A 15,017-nucleotide genomic window follows, 5' to 3' on the forward strand; every position below is an offset into this window, starting at 1 on the left:
GCGCCCCGGATCGGCGGCACCGTGGCCGGACCGCCGATCCGCGGAGGTGCCCAATGACGATGCTCGGACCCGCCGAGGGTCAGCGGCTCACGGCCCTGGGCTCGACGTACACGACCAAGGCCGACGGCGGCACGACCGGCGGGGCGTACTGGCTCGTCGAGGAGGAATTCTTCGGCGAGACGACGCCACTGCACCGGCACACCGCGGCGGAGGAGGCGTTCTACGTCCTGTCCGGTCGGGTCGCGGTCTGGCAGGACGGCACGGAGAGCACGGTCGGCCCGGGCAGCTTCCTGCTGGTGCCCCGCGGCAAGGCGCACGCACTGCGGCGGCTGAGCGACGACCCGGTGCGCTTCCTGACCCTGGTGAGCCCCGCCGGGATGGAGCGGTTCTTCCAGGCGGTCGTCGACGCCGGAGAGGACGCGCTGCTCGCCGACCCCGAACGGCTGCTCGAACTCGCCGCCGAGCACGGCACCGACATCCTCGGCGCCCATCCAGGAGGTTGAGGCGGCGCCGTCGGCACGGTGCTCGTCGCCGTCACCGCCTGACCTCCGGTGGGCACGGTCGGTCGCGACGCACAGCGGGGGCACGCCGATCGGTCCGGAAGACGGGCTCATGACCGGCACGGTGCTCACCTGACCCGCACAGTTCCGGTGTCGTCCGGATGCCGAACTCGGGGAGCGTGCCGTGCCGGAGAGCGTTGCTGCAGCCCTCGCCGTGGGCGGGCTCCTCGGCGGCTACGTCGGGTACCAGCTCGGCAACTGGCGGGCCGCTTCCCGTGCCGCCCGGGCCACCTACCGGACCCAGCGCGGCATCCGGCGCTGATCGAAGCCGGCGGGCAGGCTCCAGGTCCGGCGGCGACCCGGGCAGACCGACCACCGAATGTGCACTTGTGGACGTCTCAGGGGTGTCGAGAGGTCGACAAGTGCACACTCGGCGCCGGCGCGGCCGGTCAGCCGACGCCGAGGTCGCGGGCGATCAGCATCCGCTGCACCTCGGACGTCCCCTCGCCGATCTCCAGGATCTTGGCGTCGCGGTAGAAGCGGCCCACCGGGAACTCGTTCATGAACCCGTACCCGCCGTGCACCTGGGTGGCGTAGCGGGCGTTGTCCATGGCGACCTCGGAGCTGTACAGCTTGGCGATCGACGCCTCCCGCCCGAACGGCTCACCGCGCAGCATCTTCTCCGCGGCCCGGTAGTAGGCCAGCCGCGCGGTGAAGGCGCGCACCTCCATGTCGGCGATCATGAACTGGATCGCCTGGTTCTTGCCGATCGGCTGCCCGAACGCCTCGCGCTGCGCCGCGTACTTCACCGACTCGTCGACGCACCCCTGAGCCAGCCCCACCGAGAGCGCTGAGATCGCGATCCGGCCCTCCCCGAGGATGGAGAGGAACTGCGCGTAGCCGCGGCCGCGGACGCCGACCAGGTTCTCCTCGGGCACCCGGCAGTCGTCGAAGGAGAGCTCGCGGGTGTCCGAGGCGTTCCAGCCGACCTTCGAGTACCGCTGGCCCACGGTGAAGCCCGGCGTCCCCGACGGCACGATGATCGCCGAGATCTCCTTGCCGCCGTCGGGCCGCGTGCCCGTGACGGCGGTGACGGTGACCAGCCCGGTCAGCTCGGTGCCGGAGTTGGTGATGAACGCCTTCGAGCCGTTGATGACCCAGTGACCGTCCTCCAGCCGCGCGGTCGTGCGCGTGGCACCGGCGTCCGAACCGCCGCCGGGCTCGGTGAGACCGAAGGCGCCCAGCACCTCGCCGGTGCACATCCGGGGCAGCCACTCGTGCTTCTGCTCCTCGGTGCCGAACCGGTAGATCGGCATCGCACCCAGGGAGACGCCGGCCTCGAGCGTGATCGCCACGGACTGGTCGACCCGGCCCAGTTCCTCGAGCGCGATGCACAGGTCGAAGTAGGTGCCGCCCCCGCCGCCGTACTCCTCGGGGAAGGGCAGGCCGAACAGCCCCAGCTCGCCCATCTGCCGCACGATCTGGGTCGGGAACTCGTCCCGCTCGTAGAACTCGCCGATCTGGGGGGCGACGACCTCGCGGGCGAACTCCTGGACGGTCTTCCGCAGGGCCTCGGTCTCGGGGTCGAGCCGGTAGTCCAACATCAGTTCTCCTGCTGCTCGGGCGCCGCGGTGACCACGGCCAGCCGTTCGTCCAGCGCGACCGTCTGGCCCGCCGTCACTCCGAGCTCGGTCACCGTTCCCGCGACGGGGGCGGTGAGCACGTGCTCCATCTTCATCGCCTCGACGACGAGCAGCGGGGTCCCCGCCTCGACCTCGTCGCCGACCGCGGCGCGCACCACCGTCACCGTGCCCGGCATGGGCGAGGTGACGACGCCGTCGCCCGCGGCCGCACCGGCCGACGACGACAGCCGCTCCTGCTCGCGCAGCGCCGTGACGTGCCCGTCGGCGGCCAGCCACACGGTTCCGCCGTCATGCCGGAGGAGGTAGGACGACGTCAGCCCGTCGAACGTCACGGTGAGCCGCTCGCCGTCGCGCACCGCACGGGCCGGTACCGGCTGCGCCTCCCCCACCGCGACCTCGGCGGCGCCGGACCGCCCGCGCACCCGCACGGTCTGCGGCTCGCCGCCCGCGACCTGCAGCCGGCGCACGGTCCACCCGGGCTCGCCCAGCCGCCAGCCGTCCGGCACGTCCCAGGGGTCGACGACCGGGCCGACGGGCTCGGCCTCGACCAGCAGCGCCAGCGCGGCGGCGGCCAGCACGTGCGCCGACGGCGGCTCGACCGTCGTCAGTTCCTCGCCGCGGCGCTCGATCAGCCCGGTGTCCAGCGTGCCGGCGACGACGTCGGCGTCGGTGAGCAGCGCGCGCAGGAAAGCGGCGTTCGTCGTCACCCCGAGGACGGCGGTCCGCCCGAGCGCGCCGACCAGCCGGGCGCGGGCGGTCTCGCGGTCCGGCGCCCAGGCGATGACCTTGGCCAGCATCGGGTCGTAGTCGGTGCCGACGACCGAGCCGACGGCCAGCGCGCTGTCCACCCGGATGCCGGGGCCGGTGGGCTCGACCAGGCCGAGCACGGTGCCCGCCTGGGGCAGGAACCCGCGCGCCGGGTCCTCCGCGTAGAGCCGCGCCTCGATCGCGTGCCCGTCGAGGGAGACGTCGCTCTGCTCGATCGGCAGCCGCTCCCCCGCCGCGACCCGGAGCTGCTGCTCGACCAGGTCCAGACCGGTGATCGCCTCGGTGACCGGGTGCTCGACCTGCAGCCGGGTGTTCATCTCCAGGAAGAAGAAGTCCAGGCCCTCTCCCCGCCCACCCGGGTCGGCGTCGACGATGAACTCCACCGTCCCCGCCCCGGTGTAGCCCACGGCGCGGGCCGCCTCCACCGCCGCGCGGCCCATCGACGCGCGCATCGCGGTGTCCAGCAGCGGCGACGGCGCCTCCTCGATGACCTTCTGGTGCCGGCGCTGCAGCGAGCACTCGCGCTCGCCGAGGTGGATGACGTTCCCGTGGGAGTCGCCGAGCACCTGCACCTCGATGTGCCGGGAGTTGCCGACGTACCGCTCGACCAGCAGGGTGTCGTCGCCGAAGGAGCCGCTCGCCTCGCGGCGGGCCCCGGCGATCGCGTCCGGCAGCTCGTCCTCCGTCCGCACGACCCGCATGCCCTTGCCCCCGCCGCCCGCGCTGGGCTTGAGCAGCACCGGGAAGCCGACCTCGACCGCCGCCGCGGCAACGGCGTCGTCGTCCATGCCGGGCTCGGTCCGGCCCGGCACGACGGGCACGCCGGCGGCCATCACCGTCTGCTTGGCGCGGATCTTGTCGGCCATCGCCTCGATCGCCGCGACCGGCGGACCGACGAAGACGACGCCGGCCTTCTCGCACGCCCGGGCGAACTCCACGTTCTCCGACAGGAAGCCGTAGCCGGGGTGGATCGCCTGGGCGCCGGTGCGGGCGGCGGCTTCCAGCACCCGCTCGATCGACAGGTAGCTCTGCGCGGCCGGCGCCGGGCCGATCGGGACGGCGACGTCGGCCAGGCGGGTGTGCAGCGCGCCGGCGTCGGCGTCGCTGTACACGGCGACCGAGCGGATGCCCAGCTCGCGCAGGGTGCGGATCACGCGGACGGCGATCTCGCCGCGGTTGGCGACCAGGACTGTCTCGAACATCTGACTCACATCCGGAAGACGCCGTAGCCGACGTCTTCGAGGGGCGCGTTGGCGCAGGCGGAGAGCGCGAGGCCCAGGACGGTGCGGGTGTCGGCCGGATCGATGACGCCGTCGTCCCAGAGCCGGGCGGTGGCGTAGTAGGGGTGGCCCTGCGACTCGTACTGCTCGCGGATCGGCGCCTTGAACGCCTCTTCCTCCTCGGCCGGCCACTCCTCGCCGCGGGCCTCGAGGCCGTCGCGGCGGACGGTCGCCAGCACCGAGGCCGCCTGCTCCCCGCCCATGACCGAGATGCGGGCGTTGGGCCAGGTGAAGAGGAACCGGGGCGAGTACGCCCGGCCGCACATCGAGTAGTTGCCCGCGCCGAACGAGCCGCCGATGACGACGGTCAGCTTCGGCACCCGGGCGGTGGCGACCGCGGTGACCATCTTGGCGCCGTGCTTGGCGATGCCGCCGGCCTCGTAGTCGCGACCGACCATGAAGCCGGTGATGTTCTGCAGGAAGAGCAGCGGGATCTTGCGCTTGTCGCACAGCTCGATGAAGTGCGCGCCCTTGAGCGCGGACTCGGCGAACAGCACGCCGTTGTTCGCGATGATGCCGACCGGATGGCCGTGCAGCCGGGCGAAGCCGGTGACCAGCGTCTGCCCGTAGAGCGGCTTGAACTCGGCGAAGCGGGAGCCGTCGACCAGCCGGGCGATGACCTCCCGGACGTCGTAGGGAGTCCGCGGGTCCGCCGGCACCACCTCGGTCACCGACGCCGGCGCGGAGGCGGGCTCCTCGACGGGTTCGACGTCCCAGGGCCGGGGCTCGCGTGGGCCGAGGGTCGAGACGATCTGCCGGACGATCTGCAGCGCGTGCGCGTCGTCGTCCGCCAGGTGGTCGGTCACGCCGCTGACCCGGCTGTGCAGGTCGCCGCCACCGAGGTCCTCGGCGGTGACGACCTCGCCGGTCGCCGCCTTCACCAGCGGCGGGCCGCCCAGGAAGATCGTGCCCTGGTCGCGGACGATCACGCACTCGTCGCTCATCGCCGGCACGTAGGCGCCGCCGGCGGTGCACGACCCCATCACCGCGGCGATCTGCGCGACGCCGGCCTTGGAGAGGTTCGCCTGGTTGAAGAAGATCCGGCCGAAGTGCTCGCGGTCGGGGAAGACCTCGTCCTGCATCGGCAGGAAGGCCCCGCCGGAGTCGACGAGGTAGATGCAGGGCAGCCGGTTGGACAGCGCCACCTCCTGCGCGCGCAGGTGCTTCTTCACCGTCATGGGGTAGTAGGTGCCGCCCTTGACGGTGGCGTCGTTGGCGACGATCACGCACTCGCGGCCGCTCACCCGCCCGATGCCGGTGATGATCCCGGCGGCCGGCGCATCGCCGTCGTACATGCCGTGCGCCGCCAGCGCGGAGAGCTCGAGGAACGGGCTGCCCGGGTCGAGCAGGGCGTCGATCCGCTCGCGGGGCAGCAGCTTGCCGCGGGAGGAGTGCCGCTCGCGGGCGCGCTCACCGCCGCCGAGCGACACCCGCCGCAGCTGACCGGCCAGGTCGGCAGCCAACTCGGCATGCGCCGCGGCGTTGCGGGCCGCCGCCTCGGGGTCGGCCGACTGGGCTCGGGGCAGCACCGGTGCGTCCACGGGCTGAGGTTAACGGTGGTTCACAGCTGCGGTCCACTCCCCACGACGAGGAGTTAACAGTGGTTCACGGCCGCGCTAGCATCCCGGCATGATCTCGACGCGGGACGCGGCGCTGCACGCCGACGTCGACCGCCCGTCGCGCCGCGAGCAGATCCTGCAGGCCGCGGCCCAGCTGTTCGCCGAGCGCGGGTCCCGCGCGGTGGGTGTGGACGACGTCGGCGCCGCGGTGGGCGTGACGGGCCCGGCGATCTACCGGCACTTCGCGAGCAAGGACGCGATGCTCGCCGAGATGCTGCTGCGGATCAGCGAGCGACTGGCCGAGGGTGGCCGGGCGCGGGTCGCGGCCGCCGGCGCGGATCCGGAGGCCCAGCTGCGCGCGCTGATCGACTTCCAGGTCGAGTTCGCCCTCGACAACCCGGCGCTGATCGTGGTGCACGACCGCGACCTCCCGTCGCTGGCCGAGGAGCAGGCCGGCCAGGTGCGCCGGCTGCAGCGCCAGTACGTCGAGGTGTGGGTGGCGGTGCTGGCACGCCTGCACCCCGGCGCGGAGGCCGCCACCTGCCGGGCACGGGCGCACGCCGTCTTCGGGCTGATCAACTCCACCCCGCACAGCGCTGGCCGGCTGGACCGCTCCGCCATGGCCGCACTGCTGACTGCGATGGCCTGGGCCGCCGCGACCGCCTGACCGTGCAGACCGACCGAACGTGGTCGCCTCCACCCTCGCCGGGTCGAATACACATCTACAGCCCCTTCCGCGCCCCTGCCCGCAGCATCGATCACGGGCGACAAGAGTCGTTCTGGTCGAATACGGCGGCCCAGGGCAGGAGGACGCTCTCCGTCGGCCTTCCCCGTCTCAGAGGATCCGGGCGCATATCGGAGCAGGAATAGCCGAAGCTATTGACGCGACGACTACTGATACCCAAGATTCACCTTCCCCGCTACCGGAAGGTGCTTCAGCGAAGTCTCGGGTCCTAGTCGCAATTTGTGCTGCGTTACTGCTTGTCAGCAGTCGGGGCGGGGGCGGCGAACGCCGCTCCCAAGGGCCCCCGAGTGATCGACGATCCCCCTGGCTCGCAGTACGCAAACAGCTGGGAGGTCGACACGCCTCCCGCCGAGGCTTCGACCGGCGATGGCATGTCGACGGCCAACTGGCCAGTGGGAGTGTGCCGAGGGACCTTCTCGAATGCGATTCGGAATACGAGATCGGTCCAGTTCGGCGCCTACTGGCAGTGCACGTCGGGCTCGGTCTACACCGAGATCAAGGCAGGCGTTCAGGTGTGCGATCGGGTAGGTGCCAACTACGGGTGCAATAAGGAGACCACTCGATTCGATTCGATCACCCGCAAGGCAACCGGCTACATGAATCGTTCCGACGCCAGCTATCCCTGCACTCCTGGTGTGACCCGTTACTACAGGCCGGTCGCCGTTCAAATGTCTGTGAACCATCAGCCCGTGTACGACAAGCTCGGAACGATCGTCAGCGTGGGCTGCGGCACCTGATCGCGGGCCGTGCCTACGGTGACGGTCTTCCGCTGACCCCCGAATAGCGGCGGGCGGTCATGCCCCTGGTGTGATCGCCCGCTGCACCGCCGTCGATGCACCGTACCGAGGAGAGCCAGCCGTGAACGAAGGGCCAGAGCCCACCGAGCCGAGCGGCGGCGGGCTCATCGAGCTCATGCAGGACGCAGACTCCTCGTGGACGACCGCGCGCGGCGTGTGGAGGCATTGGCGGCGTCACGATCTGGTCCTGCTCGCCTTCGACCAGCACTTCGCTCGTCTGGCGGCGTCCGGCTCGGCGGTGTGGGAATCACCAACTCTCCCATCGGAAGGGAGCCGACCTGCGGTCGTCGAGGCACTCCGAACGGTCACGGTCGATCGCAACGGCACCAGGGTGCGCGTCGAGCGGCTGTCCTCCCAGGGTGACGACACACCGCCGGACCTCCTGGTGCTCGACGGGCCGATCTTCTGGGTGCGCACCGGCCCGAAGGTGTCGACCAACGTGGGCGATCCGGGACTGAGCCACGGAGGTGCAGAGGCGCTGGCCCTCTTGCGCCCCGGACGCCTGCCGAAGCTCTTCGAGCTCAGACCCGTCAGCAGGTCACGCGTCGCTGGGCGGCACTGCTACACGGTCACTCTCGTTCCCCGAGCCGAGACCCAGGACCAGGATCCAGCTGCCAACGCCCTAGGGATGATCGCCGGCGGTGACGAGTTCGTCCTGGAGGTCGATGTCCTCACCGGGCTCGTGCTCCGGGCGACCAAGATCGTCGACGGCCTGAGCGCCGAGATCCACGAGTGGCTCAGCCTCGAGCTCGATGTACCGGTCGCCGATTCGGACTTCGCACCGCTGACCGCGACGACCTGAGGGCTCGTCGGCCCGAGGGCCCGGCTACTTCGGCAGAGGGGGAACCGGCAGCGCCAGGCCCGCGGTGGCGACGGCGTCGATCGCCGCGGTGCTGCCCGCCGTCGCCGGGTCCGACCACGAGCTCTCCACGATCGTGACCGTGGCTCCGGAGACGGCGCTGGCGTACTCGGCGGAGCTCAGCGCCTCCGGGGCGCCGTCGAACGTGACGCCCTCGCGCAGCAGGTCGCTGACGTTGCCGCTGCCGTTGGTGTCGGCCAGCCCGCGCAGCTGCCGCGCCGTCGCCGGGTCGGCCATGGCCACCCGGGACACCGAGACCACGACCGGAGCGCCCTCGACGCTCGCGGAGTACAGCGCCCGGGAGAGCCCGAGGCAGTCGGTGCCCTCCAGGAAGGTGGCCACGTCCCCGTAGGCGTGCCCGGCGCAGGTGTCGTCGACCTGCACCTGCTCGACGGTGAAGCGGGTCCCCCCGGCGGGCAGCACGTCGCCGGGCACGGGGCCCACCTCGGCCGTCGGGGTCGCCGCGGCGGTTCCGCCGTTCCCGGACCCGCCCTCCGGGTCGCCGGAGTTCACCAGCCACACGGCGACGCCGCAGACGACGACCAGCGCGAGCACCGCTGCGGCGACGACCAGCGTCCAGCGGGACCGGTCGCCGCCGGACCCGGGCTCGGTCGGCGATCGGTCCGGGCCAGCAGGGAGCCACGCGGGCGACAGCGGCGGCCGCGGCGGCGGCTCTTCGGCCCGCGGGGTCACCGGCTGGACGGCCGTCCGCGCCGGTCCCGCCTGCTCCGGCTCGGGCGCGGCACCCGCGAACAGGCCGCCAATCCCGGCGTCACCCTTCGGCGGGGAGGCCGGGCCGTCGACGGCGACGGTGTCCCGCTGCCCGGTCAGGTTGGGCGCCGCCCGCGGTGGCGCCGCGGCCGACACGGCGGCGGCGTGCCCGGAGGCGACCGAGGCGGCGACCGCGCGCGCGACCGCGGTGGCGCTCAGCGGATCGGCGGCGCCGCGAACCGGGGCGCTGCCCTCCGAGGGCGGCGCGGCGGGGTCGGCGATCATCGGCGCGGCGGCCATGGCGGCCGGGGTCAGCAGCTGCGGACGGCGCAGCACGTAGGGCGAGTAGGGGAAGGCCTCCCCGTTCAGCTCCTCGACGGTCGGTCCGCGGCCGGGGAGCTCCAGCGCCAGCAGCGCCGCGCGCACGTCGGCCGTCGTCCAGAGCCGGGGGTTGTCGACGCCGGCGTGCCGGCTGGCCCGGGCGAAGGCCAGCAGCAGCGACCTCGGCTCGAGGGTGGCGACGATGTCGCCCTCCCCCAGGTCGCCGTCGGCCGGCACCAGTCCGGTGACCTCGCCGACGAGGACCGTGAGCCGGGCGATCCGGCCGGGCTCGAGCCCTGCCCGGCGCAGCTTCACCGCGGTGTCCATGCCGGCCCGCATCAGCCCGTCGAGCGGGCTGGACCCGCCTCCGGCGAGCTGCAGCACCTGGCTGTCCCCGCCCTCGGCGGCGATGCTCCACGCACCCTCCGGCGTGGCCGTGACGACGCCGGACTGCCGCGCCACCTCGACCACCCGGATCACTGCGACGCCCTCGGGCACGAGCAGGACGGCGTCGGACTGCCGGCGCCCCAGCGGCCCGTCCACCAGCGGGATCGACGCGACCACCGCGGCGCGGACCGAGGCGCCGGTGTCCCACCGCGACAGCTCGCCGAAGAAGGCGCGCTCCCCCGCCGTCTGCAACGGCTCGGGAGTCAGGACCAGCACGTCGTCGTCCTCCGGGCGCTCGCTCGTTCGGTTCCGGTCTGCGCCGCCGGGCGCACGTCGGGGTGCGGGCTCCGGCGCCCCCGTGACGCAGCCACCGTCGACGCTACGTCATCCCCGCAGCCGCTCCGGCGCTCCGCGCCGAGGCGGAGCGGGTCAGGCGGTGGCGGTCTCGGCGAGCACTGCGGGCTCGTCGGCGACCCGCCAGCGGGCCAGCCAGGAGCTGCGCCCGACGAGGTCGACCAGTGCCCAGAGCACCGCGAAACCGACGGCGACCGGCAGCGCCGACCACCAGTTCCACGGCGGCAGCAGGCCCATGGCCTCCAGCGGGAACGCCAGGCCGTAGACGGCCGCGGTGACCGCGATCCCCGCGGCCCAGCCCGGCACGCGGTGGGTGACGGCGACGTCGATGAGCACGGCACCGAGGATCAGCACGACCGGGAGCACCGAGGACGGGAAGCCCATCGCGACCAGCGCCAGCCACATGACCCCGCGGTAGCCCAGGTAGACGACGGCGATGACCGTCGCGGTCCAGCGCAGGCCGACCATCTTGCGGGCCACGACCAGGGAGAGCAGCCCCGCGCAGATCAGCCAGGCCGGGTGCACCCAGGAGGGCACCGGCAGCATGAACATGGCCGGCGTCTGGCCCTGGGCGGCGGCGAAGTCCAGGAGCATCGGCTCGGCCGTCGTGCGGCCGGCCTGGTAGGCCTCCAGCGACAGGACCCCGTACTCCTGGTGCTGGTTCGGGAAGACGACGTTCTCGACGAAGAACAGCCACAGCCCCAGCGAGACGAGGTCGCGCACCCGGCCCGGCGCGGCGTAGAGCCACCAGCCGCGCAGCGCGCCGGCCAGCATGATCGCCGTGCCGAGGTAGAGCAGCGCGTGGCTCGGGCTCCAGCTGGTGATGTCCAGCCCGTTGATGCGGTGGTTGACGATGTCGATCGGGATCGCCACCAGGAAGGTGCCGATGCCCACCTGCATGAGCCGCAGCGCCCGGCGGTCGACGCCGTAGCCGCTGTAGCTGTGGAAGAGCACCAGGACGACGACGACCGCGGTGCCGACGGTGTTGAGCAGGTGCGGCGGTGCCAGGTCGTCGCGCAGCCACTTGAAGTGCCACGAGACGTCCCACGACGAGCCCAGCATCTTCAGCAGGAAAGCCCCGAGCCAGGCGGTGTAGATCCACCGCAGCTCGGTCTGGTCCGTGGCCCGCCCCGGGCGGCCGGGCGTCATGTAGGCAGTCCAGAGCCACCGGAGGAGCGCCACGGGGTGGGCCAGCCCTGCGCGGAGCGTTCCCGGGGCCTCGGGCGTGGTGCGTGCGGGTGCAGTCGACACAGGGATTGCTTCCTGACGTGAGGCGTTCCGGCGACCCTAGCGGTGAACCGGGCCGTGGCCGAGCGTTTCGGCTCGCGCCGTTGCCGCTGGTGCGCCAGAGCCGACACCCGCGGGGCGATCGGGGCGCACGCGACGGGCGGTGCGTACTCTCAGCCGACGTGGCGGAGAGCGCGGGACACCTGGTCTGGATCGACTGCGAGATGACCGGTCTGGACCTCATCAACGACAAGCTCATCGAGATCGCGGTGCTGATCACCGACTCCGACCTCAACGTGCTGGACCCCGGTCTGGACCTGATCATCTCCGCCGACGACGCCGACCTCGACGGCATGACCGAGTTCGTGCGGGACATGCACGCGAAGTCCGGGCTCACCGACGAGGTCCGCGCGGCGACGCTCACGGTCGCCGAGGCCGAGCAGCAGGTCCTGGCGTACATCAAGCGGTTCGTGCCGGAGCGCCGGACCGCCCCCCTGTGCGGCAACTCGATCGGCACCGACCGCGGCTTCCTCGCCCGCGACATGCCCGAGCTCGACGACCACCTGCACTACCGGATGGTCGACGTCTCCTCGGTCAAGGAGCTGGCCCGGCGCTGGTACCCGCGGGTGTACTTCGCCCAGCCGGCCAAGGGCCTGGCCCACCGCGCGCTGGCCGACATCATCGAGTCGGTGCGCGAGCTGGCCTACTACCGGCAGACGCTGTTCGTGCCGACGCCCGGCCCGAACAGCGATCAGGCGAAGAGCGCCGCGGAGCAGGTGACCGGCTCGTTCAGCGAGCTGCTGAGCGCGGGCGACGCCGGCACCGCCTGACGCCTGCCGATCCCCCGGCGGATCGGCCCGCGGTCTCCGGTATCGTTGCCGCGTTCCCTCGGGCGTCCGCGTCCGGGGTGGGCACACGGTGGGTGTAGCTCAGTTGGTAGAGCGCCAGGTTGTGATCCTGGATGTCGCGGGTTCAAGTCCCGTCACTCACCCCACGAAGAGAGGCCCCGGTCGGTTACCGACCGGGGCCTCTCGCCGTTCCGGGTGACCCCCCGGACCCCGGGTGGCGGATACCCCCCGGGGTATGTACCGTCGTCGCCGTGGACATCCCCCAGGGCGAGCTCGCCGACGTCGTCAAGCGGCTCAAGCGCATCGAGGGTCAGATCGGCGGCATCGTCCGCATGATCGAGGACGGCCGGGACTGCTCCGCCGTCGTCACCCAGCTGGCCGCCGCCTCCAAGGCGCTGAGCAAGGCCGGCTTCGCCGTCGTCTCGACGGGAATGCGCTACTGCTCGACCAACGAGGACGGCGAGACGCGCGAGGTCGACCTCCGCGAGCTCGAACGCCTCTTCCTCTCCCTCGCCTGACAGCCGCCTGACGCCGGGACGAACCTTCCGGTTCCTGCGTCATCTGGATACCCCTGCCCCGTACCGTACCGTACCGTACCTTATCGTACCTAGGAGCTTCCGTGCAGATCGACGTCATCGAGACCACCGGCCTCGGGGACCGCAGCTACCTGGTCAGCGCCGGCAGCGTCGGCGTCGTCGTCGACCCGCAGCGCGACATCGACCGGGTGCTGGCCCTCGCGGAGCAGCGGGACGTCCGCATCGCGCTCGTACTGGAGACCCACCTGCACAACGACTACGTGACCGGCGGGCTCGAGCTGGCCCGGACGACCGGCGCGCGGTACGCCGTCCCGGCCGGGGACTCGGTGGCCTACGAGCGGGTGCCGGCCGCGGACGGCGACGTCCTCGAGGCCGGCCCGATGCGCATCCGCGTGCTGCACACCCCCGGCCACACCCACCACCACGTCAGCTACGTGCTCACCGACGATGCCGGGTCGGTGCAGGCGGTCTTCACCGGTGGCTCCATGCTGCACGGCTCCACCGGCCGCACCGACCTGGTCGGCCCCGAGCACACCGACGAGCTCACGCACGCCCAGTACCACTCGGTGCGCCGGCTGGTCGACGAGCTGCCCGCCGGCACCCTGGTGTTCCCGAGCCATGGCTTCGGCTCGTTCTGCGCGGCCACGCCGACCAGCGGGGACTCCTCCACCGTCGGCGAGCAGGCGGCGGTGAACCCGGCCCTGACGCAGGACGAGCAGACGTTCGTCGACCAGCTGGTCGCCGGCCTGACCGCCGTCCCCGCCTGGTACGCGCACATGGGCCCGGTCAACGCCGCAGGCCCCGCACCGGTGGACCTCTCTCTGCCGCGGCCTGTCGACGCCGCCGAGCTGGCCGGCCGGCTCGCCGCCGGCGAGTGGGTCATCGACCTGCGCAGCCGCACCGCCTTCGCGCACCAGCACCTGCCGGGCGCGCTGAACTTCGAGCTGGCGATCGCCAACTTCGTCACCTACGTGGGCTGGCTCGTGCCGTGGGGAGCGCCGCTGACCCTGATCGGCGAGACCGAGCAGCAGGTCGCCGACGCCCGCCGCGAGCTGGTCCGCATCGGCATCGACCGGCTCGCCGGCGCCGCGATCGGCAGCCCTGAGGAGCTCGTCGCCGATCAGGAGCCGGCCTCGTATCCGGTCCGCGACTTCGCCGACCTGGCCGAGGCCCTGGCCGTCGACCCCGGCCTGGTGGTGGTCGACGCCCGGCGCGCCGACGAGCGCTCCGGCGGCGGCGTGCGTGGGTCCCGGCACATCCCGATCCACGAGTTGACCGACCGCATCGACGAGCTGCCCGCCGGCGACGTGTGGGTCTACTGCGGCTCGGGCTACCGGGCCTCGATCGCCGCCTCGCTGCTCGCCCGCACCGGCCGCCGTCCCGTCCTGGTCGACGGAGGCTACGGCGACCCCGGCACCGGCGCGGCCGCCGTCGGCCTGCACGCCGACGCCGCCTGACCCCCCACCCCATTTCGCACGTCCATCGAGAACAGAGGAGATCCCCCATGTGCCGAGCAGTTCCCTGCACCACCTGCGGCAGGACGACCTGGGCCGGCTGCGGCCAGCACGTCGACCGCGTGATGGCCGGCGTCCCGAGCGCCCAGCGCTGCCCGGGCCACCCCCGACCCGAGCGCTCCGGCGGCTGGCTGGCCAGGCTCACCGGCCGCCGCTGATGCCCCTCACTGCCGCGGCAGCCCGGTGATCGCCGTCCCGGTCGGCCTCGGCCTGGTCATCGGCGCGCTCGTCGGGCTGCTCGGCGGTGGTGGCTCGATCCTCGCCGTGCCGGCGCTGGTGCTCCTCGCCGGCCAGGACCTGCAGCAGGCCGTCGCCACCTCGCTGGTCATGGTCGGCATCACCGCGCTGGTCGCCCTGCTGCCGCGGCTGCGGGCGGGCCAGGTCGGCTGGCGGATCGGGCTGCTGTTCGGTGCGGCCGGCGCGGCGACCGCCTTCGCCGGGGCCGCCGCCAACCGGCTGCTGCCCGACGCCGTCACCCTGGCACTGTTCGTCGCCCTGATGGTCGCCGCCGGCGTCCGCATGCTGCAGGAGGAGCCTGCGATCGGCACCGCATGCAGCGTCGACGGCGGCCGGGTGAACTGGCACCGGTGCCTGCCGCGGACGCTGGCCGGCGGCCTGGCGATCGGCTTCCTCACCGGCCTGCTCGGGGTCGGCGGCGGCTTCCTCATCGTTCCGGTGCTCGTCCTGGCCCTCGGCCTCCCGATGTCCACCGCCGTCGGAACGTCGCTGCTGGTGGTGGCGATCAACTCTGCCGCCGGCTTCCTCGCGCATGCGGGTGACGCCGCCCTCGACGTACCGACGACCGTCGCCTTCACAGCTCCGGCCGTCGTCGCCGCCCTCGCCGCCGGACGGCTCGCCGCACGCGTCGACACCGACCGGCTGCGCCGCTGGTTCGCCTGGCTCGTGCTGGCCGTGGCCGGCGCGATCGCCGCCCACGTCCTCGCCGGCGCCCTGGCCTGAGATACCGA

15 protein-coding genes and 1 tRNA gene are annotated in these 15,017 nt (G+C 72.9%); 11 read left to right on the plus strand and 5 right to left on the minus strand.

Annotated elements, in window-relative coordinates; translation table 11 throughout:
• The first annotated feature begins 53 nt into the window (after positions 1 to 53).
• Both LBW97_RS03915 and LBW97_RS03920 read left to right on the plus strand, forming a co-directional pair.
• Positions 54 to 503: a cupin domain-containing protein gene (locus LBW97_RS03915; RefSeq protein ID WP_224498087.1), complete on the plus strand. Its 450-nt coding sequence runs from the start codon at positions 54 to 56 to the stop codon at positions 501 to 503.
• A 181-nt stretch (positions 504 to 684) separates the two neighbouring features.
• The gene (locus LBW97_RS03920; protein ID WP_224498088.1) at positions 685 to 822 is read left to right on the plus strand and encodes a hypothetical protein; all 138 of its coding nucleotides are present in this window, start codon (positions 685 to 687) and stop codon (positions 820 to 822) included.
• A 127-nt stretch (positions 823 to 949) separates the two neighbouring features.
• On the opposite strand, the gene LBW97_RS03925 is transcribed toward LBW97_RS03920, so the two are convergent.
• Genes LBW97_RS03925 through LBW97_RS03935 form a run of 3 tightly spaced genes read right to left on the minus strand, consistent with a single transcriptional unit; the run spans position 950 to position 5,732 of the window.
• Positions 950 to 2,104, minus strand: coding sequence for an acyl-CoA dehydrogenase family protein (locus LBW97_RS03925; protein ID WP_224498089.1), 1,155 nt, complete (start codon positions 2,102 to 2,104; stop codon positions 950 to 952).
• On the minus strand, positions 2,104 to 4,113 hold the full coding sequence (locus tag LBW97_RS03930) for a biotin carboxylase N-terminal domain-containing protein (protein WP_224498090.1): 2,010 nt from the start codon (positions 4,111 to 4,113) through the stop codon (positions 2,104 to 2,106). Before LBW97_RS03930 ends, LBW97_RS03925 begins: the two co-directional genes overlap by 1 nt.
• A 5-nt stretch (positions 4,114 to 4,118) precedes the next feature.
• A complete protein-coding gene (locus LBW97_RS03935; protein WP_224498091.1) occupies positions 4,119 to 5,732 on the minus strand; it encodes a carboxyl transferase domain-containing protein in 1,614 nt (537 codons plus the stop codon).
• An 88-nt stretch (positions 5,733 to 5,820) separates the two neighbouring features.
• Here LBW97_RS03935 and LBW97_RS03940 point away from each other — a divergent pair, with 88 nt between their 5' ends.
• From LBW97_RS03940 to LBW97_RS03950, 3 genes are all read left to right on the plus strand, one after another.
• Positions 5,821 to 6,417, plus strand: a complete 597-nt coding sequence (locus LBW97_RS03940) for a TetR/AcrR family transcriptional regulator (protein ID WP_224498092.1) — start codon at positions 5,821 to 5,823, stop codon at positions 6,415 to 6,417.
• 365 nt (positions 6,418 to 6,782) lie between these two features.
• Positions 6,783 to 7,232 (plus strand): hypothetical protein, encoded by a 450-nt coding sequence (locus tag LBW97_RS03945; protein ID WP_224498093.1) that lies wholly within the window; start codon positions 6,783 to 6,785, stop codon positions 7,230 to 7,232.
• Between the two features lie 70 nt (positions 7,233 to 7,302).
• A complete protein-coding gene (locus LBW97_RS03950; protein WP_224498094.1) occupies positions 7,303 to 8,094 on the plus strand; it encodes a hypothetical protein in 792 nt (263 codons plus the stop codon).
• Positions 8,095 to 8,118: 24 nt separating this feature from the next.
• On the opposite strand, the gene LBW97_RS03955 is transcribed toward LBW97_RS03950, so the two are convergent.
• Complete coding sequence (locus tag LBW97_RS03955; protein ID WP_224498095.1) at positions 8,119 to 9,846, minus strand: hypothetical protein; 1,728 nt, start codon at positions 9,844 to 9,846, stop codon at positions 8,119 to 8,121.
• A gap of 153 nt (positions 9,847 to 9,999) precedes the next feature.
• Complete coding sequence (locus tag LBW97_RS03960; protein ID WP_224498096.1) at positions 10,000 to 11,175, minus strand: hypothetical protein; 1,176 nt, start codon at positions 11,173 to 11,175, stop codon at positions 10,000 to 10,002.
• Between the two features lie 158 nt (positions 11,176 to 11,333).
• On the opposite strand from LBW97_RS03960, the gene orn reads away from it, so the two are divergent.
• From orn to LBW97_RS03990, 6 genes are all read left to right on the plus strand, one after another.
• Positions 11,334 to 11,981, plus strand: coding sequence for an oligoribonuclease (orn, locus tag LBW97_RS03965; protein ID WP_224498097.1), 648 nt, complete (start codon positions 11,334 to 11,336; stop codon positions 11,979 to 11,981).
• An 88-nt stretch (positions 11,982 to 12,069) separates the two neighbouring features.
• A tRNA-His gene (locus LBW97_RS03970) sits at positions 12,070 to 12,145 on the plus strand.
• A 105-nt stretch (positions 12,146 to 12,250) separates the two neighbouring features.
• Complete coding sequence (locus LBW97_RS03975) at positions 12,251 to 12,517, plus strand: metal-sensitive transcriptional regulator (protein ID WP_091984694.1); 267 nt, start codon at positions 12,251 to 12,253, stop codon at positions 12,515 to 12,517.
• Between the two features lie 101 nt (positions 12,518 to 12,618).
• Positions 12,619 to 13,992 carry an MBL fold metallo-hydrolase gene (locus LBW97_RS03980; protein WP_224498098.1) on the plus strand — a complete coding sequence of 458 codons (1,374 nt, stop codon included), beginning with the start codon at positions 12,619 to 12,621 and terminating at the stop codon, positions 13,990 to 13,992.
• A 47-nt stretch (positions 13,993 to 14,039) separates the two neighbouring features.
• Positions 14,040 to 14,207 (plus strand): hypothetical protein, encoded by a 168-nt coding sequence (locus LBW97_RS03985; protein ID WP_224498099.1) that lies wholly within the window; start codon positions 14,040 to 14,042, stop codon positions 14,205 to 14,207.
• A 25-nt stretch (positions 14,208 to 14,232) separates the two neighbouring features.
• Positions 14,233 to 15,009 carry a sulfite exporter TauE/SafE family protein gene (locus LBW97_RS03990; protein ID WP_224498100.1) on the plus strand — a complete coding sequence of 259 codons (777 nt, stop codon included), beginning with the start codon at positions 14,233 to 14,235 and terminating at the stop codon, positions 15,007 to 15,009.
• Positions 15,010 to 15,017 lie beyond the last annotated feature (8 nt).

The organism is Blastococcus sp. LR1 (assembly GCF_020166105.1).
Classification (GTDB): Bacteria; Actinomycetota; Actinomycetes; order Mycobacteriales; family Geodermatophilaceae; genus Blastococcus.